The sequence below is a fragment of the Candidatus Babeliaceae bacterium genome (genome assembly GCA_041660765.1).
Taxonomy (GTDB): domain Bacteria; phylum Babelota; class Babeliae; order Babelales; family Babelaceae; genus JBAZVR01.
Map to the genome: position 1 here is coordinate 457,959 of JBAZVR010000001.1, position 15,611 is coordinate 473,569.

At 36.9% G+C, this 15,611-nt stretch carries 14 protein-coding genes; 3 read left to right on the plus strand and 11 right to left on the minus strand.

What is annotated here, in order from left to right; genetic code table 11:
• The first annotated feature begins 35 nt into the window (after positions 1-35).
• Positions 36-899: an ImmA/IrrE family metallo-endopeptidase gene (locus WC707_02505; GenBank protein ID MFA6066032.1), complete on the plus strand. Its 864-nt coding sequence runs from the start codon at positions 36-38 to the stop codon at positions 897-899.
• On the opposite strand, the gene ftsW is transcribed toward WC707_02505, so the two are convergent.
• Positions 896-1,996, minus strand: a complete 1,101-nt coding sequence (gene ftsW, locus WC707_02510; protein MFA6066033.1) for a putative lipid II flippase FtsW — start codon at positions 1,994-1,996, stop codon at positions 896-898. The two genes, WC707_02505 and ftsW, sit on opposite strands and share 4 nt — an antisense overlap.
• Positions 1,997-2,057: 61 nt before the next feature.
• Complete coding sequence (gene murD / locus WC707_02515) at positions 2,058-3,446, minus strand: UDP-N-acetylmuramoyl-L-alanine--D-glutamate ligase (GenBank protein MFA6066034.1); 1,389 nt, start codon at positions 3,444-3,446, stop codon at positions 2,058-2,060.
• A gap of 71 nt (positions 3,447-3,517) precedes the next feature.
• Between murD and ileS the strand changes: the two genes are divergently transcribed.
• Positions 3,518-6,352, plus strand: coding sequence for an isoleucine--tRNA ligase (ileS, locus tag WC707_02520; protein ID MFA6066035.1), 2,835 nt, complete (start codon positions 3,518-3,520; stop codon positions 6,350-6,352).
• Between the two features lie 115 nt (positions 6,353-6,467).
• Here ileS and WC707_02525 read toward each other — a convergent pair whose 3' ends face one another.
• The 4 genes from WC707_02525 to WC707_02540 form a co-directional block, all read right to left on the minus strand.
• Positions 6,468-7,547 carry a hypothetical protein gene (locus tag WC707_02525; GenBank protein ID MFA6066036.1) on the minus strand — a complete coding sequence of 360 codons (1,080 nt, stop codon included), beginning with the start codon at positions 7,545-7,547 and terminating at the stop codon, positions 6,468-6,470.
• A gap of 142 nt (positions 7,548-7,689) precedes the next feature.
• The gene (locus tag WC707_02530; protein MFA6066037.1) at positions 7,690-8,655 is read right to left on the minus strand and encodes a hypothetical protein; all 966 of its coding nucleotides are present in this window, start codon (positions 8,653-8,655) and stop codon (positions 7,690-7,692) included.
• Positions 8,656-8,815: 160 nt separating this feature from the next.
• On the minus strand, positions 8,816-9,754 hold the full coding sequence (locus WC707_02535; protein MFA6066038.1) for a hypothetical protein: 939 nt from the start codon (positions 9,752-9,754) through the stop codon (positions 8,816-8,818).
• Positions 9,755-9,913: 159 nt separating this feature from the next.
• The gene (locus WC707_02540; protein ID MFA6066039.1) at positions 9,914-11,032 is read right to left on the minus strand and encodes a hypothetical protein; all 1,119 of its coding nucleotides are present in this window, start codon (positions 11,030-11,032) and stop codon (positions 9,914-9,916) included.
• Between the two features lie 150 nt (positions 11,033-11,182).
• Here WC707_02540 and WC707_02545 point away from each other — a divergent pair, with 150 nt between their 5' ends.
• Positions 11,183-11,530, plus strand: coding sequence for a hypothetical protein (locus tag WC707_02545; protein MFA6066040.1), 348 nt, complete (start codon positions 11,183-11,185; stop codon positions 11,528-11,530).
• 4 nt (positions 11,531-11,534) lie between these two features.
• On the opposite strand, the gene WC707_02550 is transcribed toward WC707_02545, so the two are convergent.
• From WC707_02550 to WC707_02570, 5 genes are all read right to left on the minus strand, one after another.
• The gene (locus WC707_02550) at positions 11,535-12,023 is read right to left on the minus strand and encodes an ankyrin repeat domain-containing protein (GenBank protein MFA6066041.1); all 489 of its coding nucleotides are present in this window, start codon (positions 12,021-12,023) and stop codon (positions 11,535-11,537) included.
• 280 nt (positions 12,024-12,303) lie between these two features.
• Positions 12,304-12,492, minus strand: a complete 189-nt coding sequence (locus WC707_02555) for a hypothetical protein (GenBank protein ID MFA6066042.1) — start codon at positions 12,490-12,492, stop codon at positions 12,304-12,306.
• A gap of 33 nt (positions 12,493-12,525) precedes the next feature.
• The gene (locus WC707_02560; GenBank protein MFA6066043.1) at positions 12,526-14,073 is read right to left on the minus strand and encodes a hypothetical protein; all 1,548 of its coding nucleotides are present in this window, start codon (positions 14,071-14,073) and stop codon (positions 12,526-12,528) included.
• Positions 14,074-14,099: 26 nt separating this feature from the next.
• Entirely contained in the window at positions 14,100-15,254 is a 1,155-nt protein-coding gene (locus WC707_02565) for a glycoside hydrolase family 18 protein (GenBank protein MFA6066044.1), read from the minus strand.
• 130 nt (positions 15,255-15,384) lie between these two features.
• On the minus strand, positions 15,385-15,609 hold the full coding sequence (locus WC707_02570) for a hypothetical protein (protein MFA6066045.1): 225 nt from the start codon (positions 15,607-15,609) through the stop codon (positions 15,385-15,387).
• Positions 15,610-15,611 lie beyond the last annotated feature (2 nt).

Genomic DNA, 15,611 nt, shown 5'->3' on the forward strand with positions numbered 1-15,611 from the left:
TTTAAAATATTTTTACAAAAAACGAATTATATATCATGAAACTATTATCTTTTGCAAAATACAAATACTTATCACTGCTTCTTACAATCCCATGCTATTCGATGGATTATAGCAATAAATTACATGAAATAATAACAAGAATATCACCAATAATCGCTGTAGAATTGATAAGTTTCTATATATTACCATATGCTCTTCAGCATTTTACTCCTATAAAAAATAAGCTATTTTCAATGAGCACTCCGTCGACAAACAACAACTCAGATCCACAAGAAGATAAAAAAATTTTAGAAAATTTTATACAGGAATTGAGTCCAATACTTCCTATTCCCATTGAGAAGATCACCATACAACCAATCGATGATCCGATGAATAGTAAGTGTCAAACATTAGCGAATGATACCGCAATACTTTATTTATCCCCGCTAAGCACAAAAAACGATAACGATTTTGTCATATATCATGAAATTGGGCATCTAAGAAAAAATTTTGCTAATTTAGAAGCGACCCGCAGATTTAAAAAATACAAAGATAGACAATATCGCATACGCATGAACCTTTTGGGCATCAGCGCAAGCCTACTGTTTCTTGACAAACCCATGCTATCATGCGCCACAACATTACTAGCATTTTATATAAAATACGCTCACGCACATGCTAATCAGTTATTAGAAATTGATGCAGATTTATTTGCCTGCTCGCATGTACTAAACTTAAAAGATGGGCAGCAAAAAATACAAAATTGTTGCAATATGTTAAAAAAACCTCTCGAAATAGGACCGGTAAGCCATCCGCCATGTGACTATCGTATTAAATATATACAAGAACATACAAACAACCCTACCCACATTCCACAACCAAAAATTACCTTAAAGGCTTTAATAGCTTCTACTTATTAAATATCGCTTTTTTGTGAGCGGGCGCAGTTGATAATAACACCGACCATGCACAAATTGGCAATAAGGGCAGATTTGCCGTAGCTAATAAATGGCAAGCCGAGCCCTTTGGTCGGCAAAAGCCCACTCGCAACAGAAATATTGATGCCCGCCTGCAGCGTAATTAATACCACAAAACCAAGTATCACATAACAAGCAAAAAGATCTTTAACCGACATTGCTAGACGAAAGCCCGTGTACAAAAAAGCGAGATATAAGAATATAATAGAAAAGGCCCCGAAAAATCCTGTTTCTTCAGCTATAATAGAAAAAATAAAATCCGTATGCTGCATCGGTAAATAAAAAAACTTTTGCTTAGACTGCGCAATACCAACACCCCAAAAGCCTCCGGATCCTATGGCAATCAATGATTGAATAATCTGAAAGCCAGCACCCTGCGGGTCATTCCATGGATTTAGAAAAGTAACAATTCTCTTAAATCTGTATGGCTTAATATAAATTAACAGCGCAGTAATCGGCACGGCAGGCAAGACGGTCGCAGCCAAGTACGCCCATTTAATACGCGCAATAACAAAGATGATACACGTCGTTGCACACAACGTAACCATTTGACCAAAATCCGGTTGTAATAATAATACAAGCGCTGAGCATGCAAGCATAATAATAATAGGTAAATAACCGTACACAAAAGAATGTAACGTATATTCTTTTTTTGTCAGATATGATGCTAAATATATAATAAAACCACATTTTAAAAGTTCACTCGGCTGAAACAAAAAACCACACAGGTGTAACCAACGGCTTGACCCATGGATACGCACAGAAAAAAAAGAAACAAATGTTAATGCTGTTAGACCAAGCGTGCACAAAAAAAACAAGAACGCGTAGCGTTCTATATAATCACACGGTATGCGCATGCATACAAGCAGACCAATAATCCCCAAAAATAATCCTACGATCTGCTTTTTCAAAAAATAATCCGCGCTGCCACATTTTTCTAAAGCAAACGCGGAACTAGAAGAATAAATAAATACGAGGCCAATAATAATCAGAATTGCGATAATACTCACAAAAACATAGACAATTTTTTCTTGCTTCATGTTTTCCATTTTTATGATGTAAAAAACTAATATACACCGTAAAAAATAGAGCACACAACCGTCAATGATTACTCATATCAAAAGAATTAACTAATCGCTTAAAAGCATTACCGCGCTCTACATAATTTTTATATAAATCAAAGCTTGCTCCGCCGGGAGAAAAGAGAACATTAACGCGTTGTTGCTTGCAAGAACGAATATAATCAAAAACAGATTCGAGCGTAGAAAAGCTGCGCGCTCGTATATGTGCAGCTTGTGCTGCAGCGTACAATATATCAGCTTCCCCACCGTAACAAATAATCTCAGTAACATGTGGCGCAAACCATGACATAAATACCCTTCTATCTAATCCCTCACTGACACCACCAAGAATAAGTAGTATAGGCACTGCAGGCTCAAGCTGCTTAAGCTTGGCAACTGCCGCTTGCGTAGCAACCATCATGGTTGATTTTGAATCATTATAAAAAGTAATATCACATGATTGAGCAACATATTCTAATCTGTGCGACGGCAATGCTATCGCTTGAGCATGAGAAAGTATTGCATCAAGCTTATATCCCAAAACATCTAATGCGGCTGCCATAATAAGCCAGTTAATACGATATGACGTAGTGGGCACCTGCGCCGCAGATAAGACAATACTATATGTGTTATGTACACGGCGCATTATAGAGCCTGACTCATCAAAAAAATACAGCGTATCTTCAGGGCGCACGTCTTGAGCAGCAAGCTCTGCTTCAGAAAAAAATGAAAGTTTTTGCACAGGATTCTTCGCATAAACCTGCGGCGCATACTCAGCGGGTAACAACGCATGTTGATGAGACTTTTGATGAGCAAATAAGTTATATTTCGCTGCAAAATATTGTTCCAGCGTATCATGCCGATCAAGATGCTTAGGGTACAGATTTGTCAAAATGGCAAGATCGGGCGCAAAAAGTATTGAACGTTCAAGTTGAAAGCTAGAAAGTTCAAGAACTATCACATCAAGCGCAGACAAGTGGGTTACAACGTCCAACAGAGCATCGCCAATATTGCCTGCTGCGCACGCACGTCTATCTGATTTTTTTAACAACTCTGTTATGCAATGGGTTATCGTTGTTTTGCCTAACGTGCCGGTGATGCCTATTAATTGGGGCGTACTTGACGCTTCGCTGCAAGCACGCACAAAAAGATCCAACTCGGCAACAAACTTATATTGATAATGGACATAATTTCTGAGGTCTATACCAGGACTTGGAATAATATAATCGCATTCCTGCAAAAATTGCTCCAAGGGCAAAAAACAAACCGCATTTTCCTCTAAATAATCTTGATCAGGCAGACTTAATTGTTTACCGTCAGTAACTAAAAAGGACCATGGTGCTACACCCTTTATAGTCAAAAGATAACGCAGCACAGATTTGCCCACAACACCAAATCCCCATACGCCGATTTTTTTATTTTTTTGCATATACACTCTATAATTCTATATACTAGTAACATTAATAAGTATAATAATTGGCCCTATAAAGTCGAGCGCACATGCCTGATACACACAAAGAACAGACCACTATCAGTTACAAAGATACACTCAATCTGCCGCACACGGATTTCCCCCTGCGCCCTGCTTCGGCATCCGATGACCCGCTCTTACTAGAACGTTGGAAGTCAGACAATCTGTATGACCAAGCAATGGTACATAATCAGGGCAAAGAAAAGTTTATTTTGCACGACGGCCCTCCTTATGCCAATGGTCACATTCACTTAGGACATGCTTATAATAAAATCTTGAAAGATATTACGACAAAATCTCGCAGAATGCTCGGCTACCATGTCCCCGTAACACCAGGCTGGGACTGCCATGGATTACCTATCGAACATAAAGTATCTCAAGAAAATCCAGGCGCAACTCCCTATGAGCTCAAAAAAAAATGTAGGACGTACGCACAGCAGTGGGTAGACATTCAACGAGAAGATTTTAAAAAACTCGGCGTCATTATGGACTGGGAACACCCATACATAACCATGGCACCCACCTATGAAGCAAAAACAGTAGAAGCTTTTGGCGTACTGGTTCAAAAAAATACGATAGAACGCAAAAATAAAACCGTCGCTTGGTGTCCGTCCTGCGCAACAACGCTTGCTTCCGCAGAAATTGAATATCAAGATCGCAAAGATCCATCACTCTACGTTCTTTTTAAAATGCAAGAAGCAGATGCTCGCAAACTTTTTCCGACTATTGCAGAACCTCTGTATTTTGTCGTTTGGACAACAACTCCTTGGACGCTCCCACTCAACAGAGCGCTCATGATCAAGCCGGGAGCTGATTATGTTGTAGCAGATATGAATGGCAAACATATTATTGTCGCTGCTGCGCGTATTGATGCTATAGTCCAGCAATTAAAAACTGAAAAAAAAGTTATACAAACTTTTTCAGCAGAAACACTTACGCAATCACACGCCGAACATCCATTTATAGAAAAGCTTATTGTACCTATTATTACCGATGATTCAGTAGGGCTTGAAGATGGTACCGCCATTGTGCATTGTGCACCCGGCTGCGGACCAATCGATTATGAAGTTGGCGTTAAGCACAATCTCGAAATTTTTTCTCCGGTCAGCCCACAGGGCGCATACACTCACGGTATCATGCCACAAGAATTAATAAACATGCCGGTGAGCGATGGACAAATTTGGGTAATAAAAAAATTACACGAGTTGGGTAACCTTTTTTACAAAACCTCCATTAATCACAGTTATCCACACTGCTGGAGATGCCACAATGGTCTTATTTTTAGAGCAACACGGCAATGGTTCTTCAATTTACAACAAGATAACATCAAACAAAAAGCACTTGACGCGGTTAATACTATTACTTTTATTCCGGAACATGGAAAAAGTTTTCTAAAGGCAACGTTAGAAAATAGGTGGGAATGGTGCCTCTCGCGCCAACGCTCATGGGGTGTGCCAATTCCTGCATTACTTTGCATGCATTGTGATTATACCTATACCAATCAAGATTTTATTAATAACGTCGCCCAGCATATTGCACAAGAAGGCATAGAATATTGGGATCGCGTTACGCTTGAAGAATTAGCACCGAAAGACCTCACCTGCCCTACATGCGAGCTTAATGAATTCAGAAAAGAAACTGATATTTTAGATGTATGGTTCGACTCCGGCATTAGCCATTATGCGGTACTATATAATAATAGCGCACAACAATTTCCTGCAGATTTATATCTTGAAGGTATTGATCAACACCGAGGTTGGTTCCAAAGTTCATTACTCACTGCTATGGTTCTTGAACAACAACCACCTATGAAAACAATCATGACTCATGGTTTTACCGTTGATGAAAAAGGACAAAAAATGTCCAAATCATTAGGTAACGTTGTTGCACCACAAGATATTATTAAAACATTGGGAACTGACGGTTTGCGTATGTGGGTTGCAAGTATTGGCCATCAAGGGGACGCTGTTGTATCTGATACGCTCATTAAAAATGTAGGTGAAGTATATAGAAAAATACGCAATACCTGTCGAGCAATGCTCATGAACTTGTACGATTATGATCACACACAAGATGCAATCGCTTATGATAAGCTTTCACCAATAGATGCGTATGCCGTATTTATGGTAGAACAACTAGAACGCACCGTTATCGAACAATACAAACAAAATAATTTTACGGGTGTTTTTCATGAACTTGCAGATTATTGCACAACACACGTCAGCGCTTTGTACGTGGAAGTAACAAAAGATAGATTATATTGCGATACAGCAGATAGCCACACTCGCAGATCAACGCAAACAGCTCTGTGGTACATGCTCGATACGCTGACGCATTTAGTAGCACCGATTATGTCATTTACCGCTGAATTTATTTCAGATTTTTACCAAAAAAATAAAACAAGTTCTATACACTTACAAAGCTTTGCACAGTGTCAATTATCAAGCGCAATTCCAGACAAACAAGTATATATAACTACATGGGAAACATTGCTCGCTATACGCTCTGCGGTGTTAAAAGCAATAGAACCACATCGAGCACAGGGTCTTATCAAGCAATCGCTTGAGGCACGCGTGGACATATCTGTTGATGATTCTCTTGTTAACTACGAATTAATTAAAAATTTTATTAATCAGCTTACGCCTGATCAGCAACAAGAGTTTTGGAAAGACTTTTTTGTTGTCTCTCAGGTTAATCTTGCATTAACAAAAAATAATGTTCTTTCTGAATCAGGGCTTGCAGGGGTATCAATCAATGTCAGTCATGCAGAAGGCGTTAAATGCCCTCGCTGCTGGCGATGGGAAAAAACAGAAAACGCAGCCGGCCTCTGCCAACGCTGCGCACAAATTGTAGAGCAGTTATAAAACACCCTTCGATACAAAATTTCTTCGAAATTTCACTCAGGGCGAGCGGCATCGACAGCTTCTCGCTCATGGTGAGTGCCGCTCGCAGAGCGGTGTATCGAACCATGCGATTACATTATTTTATTTCGTTGCATACTATGCACGGCTTGCCATTATGATCAAGATACAATGTATTAAGTAATGCTTTATCATACTCTTTTGAAAGCAATACATTATGCGCATGAGGTTTGGCTCGTAATGTATTGCGACACAATCGATAATAATCACCCACACTATTTTGATTTTGTATATCAGAAGCTACAATAACATCTGGGTAACTTATATTATTACGCGTTATATAATCACAATAACTGGTAACGGTATCATGCACAGTCACCGCAATATGAGCGAATGGAAAAATTTTTTTCACATAGCGCACAAATTGCTGTGTAGCAAGTTCCATCTGCGCACAAGAGAGTTCTATTGCTCTTTGATTTTCAACACTATAATCACATGTCGGGTTAACAAGTTTCAATCTATCTATAAGCGTATTCATATCAACTGCACGCTCTGGACATATTTCACGCGTATAGCCCAATAAATCATGTAAAACCGTAACACAATCTTTAAATTGTATATCAATAAGATGCACCTCAATATGCGCATTTGGTTTTTTATAGAGAGCTTTAGTCAAAATTACTAAATCTTGAAATAAACCAGCACCGGCATACCTTACATATCGGGCAACCTCTTGCTCTGATAATCTTTTTGAAAGTGCGCAAATAGCATTGTTTTCAAACGCAATTCGATCTTTTGATCGATAGAATTTATGCAATTCACACTCATTTAATAAAAAAGCAGGACACTCTTTTTCAAAATTTTTAATATTTTTTTGAATAGCCTCAGCAATACTTTCTGTCTGCGTACGCACTATGATGACATTTTTTTTATAACGCTCATATACCACACGAATATCTTCTAACGCTTGACATGGATCATACAGTACTTTTTTAAAAAACCTTTGCTCCTGGCTCTCATACAGAGCATGTGCCACTTTTAATTTTTTGCTGTTATAAATTGCCTGTGGAATAATAGCCCGTTGCGCATTACTAATAAGAGAGCACTTTATAAGCTCGACATAAGAAGAATTGCGCTCCATTGCCGTCAGTGAAAAAAACAGCAGAAAAAGAATATGCGACACTACAGATATTTTCATACACCAACCTCTTTTTATACCAAAAACCGTACATGATCATCACACATTAGCCATGTTCACCGCTTTTTTCAAGACAAAAAAAGGCCTGCTCATCTCTGAACAGACCTACAAATATAATGCTAATATCAATCAAACAGGCAATCTATTTATTTATTATATGAGATAATTCCCGGACCTTACCATTTTTTATACAGACAGACTCAATCAAGGCGTTGCTATCATTTTTGGTAAAAGCACAATTATACATTTCTGGCTTACACGTTACAAGATGCTTACACAGACTGACAAACTCAACACCCTCTTCTCCGCCCGTATCACCAGCAACAAATACATCGGGAAGTTGTAATTTATTTCTTACACCATATATACAATAATTTAATGCGGAACTGTGAACACTCAAAGAAAGAGTTGCCTGAGGAAATGTTGTTCTTAGATAACGCAAAAATTGATGAATCCCCGACTCTATCGATGAAATAGTTTCTTCAATATTTAGTGTATCTTTTTGCTGTATTTGCCTAACGCTCATTTTTCGATAAAACTCAACACAATCAATATAATCATTTAATTGTATTTTTGGTGATTTTCGAAGAATCGTGCGAATTTTTTCATAAGACTCAAATAACGGATCAATAGCATCTATATGTATACGAGCGTCTGGTTTTTTATCCAAAGCTTGACACAAAATTACTAAATCTTGAAAGAACAGACTAGGGCCATACATCGCGTATCGCACAGAACGTTTTGGTGATATTTTTTTTACAAGAGCATTAGATACACACTTTGCATAATAAGTTCGATACTCGGGATTAATACTTCTCGTCAAAAAACATGTTACATTTTCGCATTCTCTTAAAAAGAAAAGCGGCGATTTTTCTTCAAATTCTTTTATTAATTTCCGTGCATCATTAATAAACTCGTCAGGATTGCACTGCGTCATTAATGACGCAGCGTTAAAAAACTGGTCACGTGTTTCTGAGATATTTTTTAATACAATTTTCTGATCAGACAATAAGTCATTCAATATGCGCTTATTTCGCTGATTATCATTCATTGCCATGAGTGAAGAAATTGAAAAAATGATTGTCAATAAGGGCATATACATTTTCATATTTTTGGCCTCTTGCTAGATGTATATTTAAAAAAATTAATAATTCCGTTAAAATATACAGTATTCGCAAAAATTTTCAATTGTAAAAATTAAACATAAACAACAGATAGGCCTGCTCATCTCTGAACAGGCCTATCTATTTATAAATTTATGAAATAACTTATTTTATTTCTTCAGAATGTACCGACAACTTACCATTGCTTATGGATAACGTATCAAGAGAAGCTTTATCTGATGCTTTTTTAGAGAGCAAAAGATTATACGCATGGGGCTTAATTCTCAACATATTGAAACATAATTTATTATAATCATTATAACCACTGTCCGAATCTATGTCAGCAGCAAAAATCATATCAGGAGCTTCCCTACGCATCGTCTTTGCATATTGATTACAATAATTCACTATAGAACTGTGCACACTGACTGAAATAGCAGCTTGTGAAAAATTATTTTTCAATTGACGCGTAAATTGTTCAATAAAAAGAGTACCTATACGAGGATTATGAGAGAATTCTTCCTCATGTACAGCTCCCAATAGCTCTGGTTTAAAGAGCGTATCGATAAGATCTATTTTAAGCTGAGCACACGGCTTTTTAGATAAAGCTTTTGATAAAATTCTGAAATCAGAAAGTAAACCGCCGCTACCATAACTCAGACATCGAATTAATGTATCGTTTGATAGTTTATCTGAAAGCGCATTAGCTACACGATCTTCAAAAGCAGCTCTATATCGCGGGTTGTTCGATCTTCTCAAGAGACATGATTCAGCAGCACATTCTGTTAATAAAAAAAAGGTACACTCTTTTTCAAAATCTTGAACAACCTGTCGGTGCGTAGTTTCATTAAAATCAGCTCCATACTTACTCATTTCAGCTGAAAAATTCTTACGTATCTGCTTCATCTCTGCTAATAACCCCTGCGGATCCTCTAACAATCGAGCCAAATTTTTTTCAGCTTGAAGCTTATGTGCAGTATTATCTTCTAAGCTCTGAATGCCCCCACTATTCATAGGACATTCTGCAAGCGCAGAATCATTTTCCATCGCTATGAGCGAAGAAATAGAAAAAATAACACTTAATAACAGTATGCTTACTTTCATGCGACAACCTTTAAATCGATTTATATTTAAAAAAATCTATAATAACTTATATATATTACCATATTAGTATAAAATTTCAATTGTGAAAATTAAACACATACAAAGAAAGCCTACTCATCTCTGAACAGGCCTGTAGAATAATTTATAAATCTATATATGTTATTTTATTTCTTCGGATGATATCTCAAGCGTATTATTATGTATACGTAGGGTATTAAGCATCGCTTTATTATTACTTCTCACAAGTATTTTATTATACAAATTCGGCTTAGCTATTAACCCTTCACGACACAATTGATAATAATCACCAATACTGTTTTGATCAGGATTAGACTCATCTTGTATATCAGCACCAACAATAACATCAGGACTATCAAGACGCTTTCGTGAAACATAATCGCAATACGTAGCTACAGTCCCATGCACATTAACTGCAAGGCGCGCACGTGGAAACGTTGTTTTCAATTGACGTACAAATTGTTTAATGAAAGGCTCTATACGCACAATATCGGCCGCTATTATTTTTCGAGCGCGAGAAGTCTCCTGAAATTCAGGATTAACCTCTTTCAACACACGCATAAAATTATTCGGATCAATACTATAATCCAATTTTACTTCACGTGTATTATCCAAAACATCTCGCATTGACATATAAGGCATAAATTTTGCATCAATAAGATGTATATCAATCTGCGCATCTGGTTTTTCATGCAATGCTTTGGACAAAACAACCAAATCTTGGAACAAGCCTCCACTGGCACAACTTGCATACTGAGTCAGCTTATTTGCTGATAATATTTTTAAGAGAGCACCAACTACATGCTTTTCATAAGCAGCTCTATTCTTTGGTTCATGAGATCTACTCAATATACAACCTCGCGAAGAATCTTCTTGATCACATTCCCCTAAGAAAAAAATAGGGCATTCTTTTTCAAACTGTGTAATAATTTTTTGCATGAGTTCACTAACATTATTATTTTTGGCATCACTCGTATGCAATTCATTACAACATTGATGATATACTTTATACGCATACTGTAACGCAACCTGCGGATTAGTCAGTAACGCATGTAATATCTTTTCTTCTTGAGTTTTTTGAAGCACAATCAACGCTTCTGCGTTTGGAATATTACGAGCTTCATGAAAAATCACACCCCGCTGTAGCTTATTACCCATTGCACAACATTTTGCCAGCGCAGTATAGGCAGTATTACGCTCCATCGCAGTGAGCGAAAAAATCGAAAAAACAACACTCAATAACAATACATTTATTTTCATACATAAGCTTTCTGTACATTGTATATCTAAAAAAATATTATATAGACCTATAACCGTATCATATTCATCCGATCTTTCAATTGTGAAAATTAAAAAATTTTATTACGATAATGTGATATAGTAAATTTTTCATTAATGAAAGTATGTTTTATGAACACAATTAATAAGCTTATTTTGGCAATTTTTTTTATGAGCATAATCACGCACAATGACACCAAGTGCGATACGCCTACTACCGAAAAAGATATCAAAGAAATTGAAAATATGAGCACAGAAGAACTCAAAGAATTATGTGCTACAGAATTCTGGGAAAAATATGAAGCTATGCTTTTCAAACTATCACGAGAAGCGTGCGAACGAGAAAAGCAACGGCACATGCGCAAAGCACAGGAGCGTGAAGATTATTGGATGGCACACGCTCTTCAAAAAGAAGAAGACGCGCTAGCCAATGCCAATAACGGCACCACCCCTATCTCATTCCCGCCACCAAGCCTATAAAGTTTTATAAGTTCTTGGACAAAAAGATAAGATCTGCATCAAGAGTGATTAAGCTTTTTTGCAATGGCATACTTGTTCTCGTTGCGCCCCCAAAAAAACGGGAGACCCGTTTTTTGAGATTTGTAAACCAACTTAATGATTTTTGATGCTCTTGCACTAACGCAATACTTTCTGGAGCGCTGGTTTTCTGCTGCTGTAAACAATTTAAAACTGATTGGTTTTTATTATTTTTCACAAAGCTATTTGCACCAGATTTTAATAATAATTTAACTATTTCAGGATATTGTCCCGCATAAAACAATGCCGTTTGCCCAAGGTTATCACGAGCATTAACCCGAGCCCCATGCTTGAGTAAAAATTCCGTCGATTCCAAAAACCCCTTACGAGCAGCGGCACTTAAAAGAGTTTGATTATGAACATCAGAAACCCAATCAATAAAATTGCAAAATGTTTTATCAGCCTTTTTAAAAAACGCAGCGAAATGTTCGAGCATTTCTGTGTCTGAATTATAATCCCATAACAATTTAAATTCCCGCAGTATATCTGATTCAGGTGCTATAATGTTGATTAATTGCTTTCTCCATTTCTCATAACACTCCAATGAAGTCTTAGAACTTTCTATAAGAGACTTTATGCGTAATTAAATTTACTTGAAATAGCCTCTGGAAAAAAACGTGCGCAAAGTCGCTCATGGTGAGTGATTTGTTTTTTTATTTCGCCAGGAACCTTCGATACATCCGATCCTATGGGATCGCCACTGAGGGCGAGCGAAATTATAAAATTTTCTTTGACGATCTTTTTGCAGCATCTTTAGTGAAAAAATGAATATCGTATATAAAATCTACGCATTTTTTGATAGTTTTCTTATCATCTTCGAGTAGCACAAACCGCTGAAAGTGATAAGAATGCGTCATCGATAAACTCGCGTAACAATACAAGATTATACATATAATACGCTTCATACAGATACCCCGCGGTTACGCAATCTCTATTAACTACATTAAACTCTGCATCAAAAGAGACAATTCTGCGTTTAATCTGCTAAGATCTTTTTCAAAAGATGTTGCAACTTTTTGCTCAATTAAAATGATGCTTTTGGGATCAGTATATTGTGATTGCTTGAAATGTTCTAAAACTGATACATTGTTATCATCTCGTGCAGAACGATCTGCGCCAAATTGAAGCAGCAACTCGACTATTTTAGGATGGGGACCGGCAAAAAAAAGTGGTGTCTGTCCAGAAAGATTACGTACATTAACGCGTGCACCATGCTCAAGTAAAAATTTTGTTGATTCAGCAAGCCTCCTAATAACGGTTAAAACTAAAAGAGAAAAACTATCATTTATAGGCTGTTCAATAAAATTGGCAAATGTTTTATCCGTCTTCTTAAAAAACGTACGCAGTTTTTCAACGACCGCTTCATCTGAACCCGTGGTAATATCGGTAAAAAATGCTGCATATTCCTTCATTATATCGGAGTCAGGCAATACAAGGTTAATAAAAGGCTTATTTCCCGCCTTGTTATACCGATTCAGCGATACGCTTGGCTTTTCTACAAAGTAATTCCATGCTCTAGGTAATAATTGAAGAGACATTGCAGACCCAGACTCTGATCCTATGTCAGTTAAAAGCGTATATTCAAAATAATCTATCAAACGGCTGGAGACTTTTTCGCAATGAGCTCCTCCGGCATATACAATACTATGTTCTTTTGATGTGCTCAGTATATTAATAAGAAATTCAAAATCGGTTAAACGTACCCTCAAAGGCAGAAGCACCCGCTCAACATCAAAACCTTCATATGGAGGAAATTTATTTAAATGCTCCACAAGATCACGAACAATACACGATGGTTGACATGATGGCAAAACAGTATTCAAGAGAGGCCTAATTTTTGTTTTATAATCATGTAAAATAAAAGCAGACCAATAATCTCTTATCTCAATCCGATGTGTTTTATTAGAAATTTTTTGTATACGACAATAAGGATGATCAGAATCACTACTACAAGGAGACGTTGTGCCAAAAAGTTCATCTAACGATGCTATAACATCTACTATTTTATTAACATAAGTCTTATCCATAAAATCACTAAAATATTTTCTTCTATAGGTATCAGAGTTAGTAAAAGTCAGCCAATGAACACCCTCTTGAAGCTCTTGTAAAAACGTCTTCCCACCATAATCTATAAATTGAGCTTCAATATTAGGAATCGATTCAAAAAATGTGGCGTGTTCCCATAAAAGATCAACAGGCTCACCCGCTTCCCTATCCAACGTTCTTAATGCGCCAAGCAGCGTCCGCTCTCCTGTTGATAATAATGCTTGTTCTTCTGGCTTCAGCACGCCCTTTTTGACCATCTTTTTTGAGGGCCTTTTCGCAGAATCTTTTGTAAATGCATGATAATCATAAATAAAATCCACACAATGTTTGATAGTTTTTTTATCATTTTCAAGCCGCACAAGCCGCTGAAAGCGATAGGGAAATGGCATAAGAGTACAAGAAAACAACAGGATACTAATAACGCAAAAAAACTGCTTCACGACTACTCTCCCCTGCATATATTTCACTAGAGAAGACTCTTATTAATCAATGTAAGGGCGTCCCAGGATGGACGGATGTCGCCGCCGAGCTCCCAGAGCATAGCGCCGCCGAGCTTATTTTTTTTGATATAGTCTGTTTTTATAGCGAGAGATTTATTATTATCATAGCTGACAAATTCTTTACTCACCGGGTCATGCAAGTACGGCACCTGAGCAAGAACATCCCAATATGATGTATATTTTTTTGCCAAATTTTGTTCAATATCATAATAAAAATAAACACCTGCTTCTGCCGTTGTCCCTTTGCCCGGACCAGAAAAAGTACTATTAAGCCCATCTGGTGTTGAATTTGCTTGAGCAAATGATCTGCCATACAATGCAAGTCCTAAAACTAACTTTTGAGCAGGCACACCATGACTTAGATAATAAGAAATTATCGCATCGACCGTAAGTGTATCTGCAGCAACTCCATACAATGGCGCGTTATGCCCTGTTTTTTTATCCCATGGACCATGAAAATCGTAAGCCATAACATTAATCCAATCAACATAGTTATGAATTCTTTCAATCTCCATATTCACCAAGTGTTGCGTGCTTGCCGGTGCCGCAATGGTAACCAATAGTTGCGGACTATGCGCCTTGGCCGCAGTATATAATTCTTGCAGCAGTAAGGTATAATTTTGCTTATCAATAGCCCGCCCTTGATGTTCGGCAAAACCTGGAAATTCCCAATCAATATCGACACCATCAAAGTTATACGTATCGCAAAAAGCTATACAACTTTTTACAAAATTGGAACGAGTCTGTGCATTTTCTGCCATGACAGAAAAATTATTAGATAATGACCAACCGCCTACTGAAAAAAGCGTTTTGATATGCGGATTTTTTGTTTTAAGCTCAAAAAGCTCTCTAAAATTGCCATAATACGGCTGCTGAATGTTCCAATTTGATCGATAATCCGTGTCCGCCCAAGAATCAAAAAGCTTAAGCGCGCCGGATATATCATAATTAACGAATGCATAATTAATGTGTGTCAGCAAGCTTGCATTAATATCATGAGGCTTAAACGCTGGATTTCTGTACATTGCCCAATTTGGATAATAACCAACTATTTTATACTGCGCTTGCATAGTGCCGATAAGGCATAAAATAGACAGCAAATAGAATATATTATGCTTCATACCAAGACCCCTAATAATAAATATAATTTTATAATTATATAACTATTATAGAATAATAAATTTAGATACGCTTTATCAATATTTTATTTATTTTTCAATGAGTCAAACTAGTGGATTACCTGTCTTTCATTTAAATATGCTTATATTTTGATTGTCTCTGTAAAAGCAATTCAGCTTCTTGTTTTATCTCGGTACGATCTAGATCAGTTAATGTCAAGCCTTTAGGATCATCAAACTCAAAAATTTTATTTTGCTCAACTTGTGATAAAAAAAATCTAAGATCTTTAATCATATTGCCATCACCAATAAATTGTAATACAGCTCGACCATTATTTCTGATTATTTGTATAGCCATGC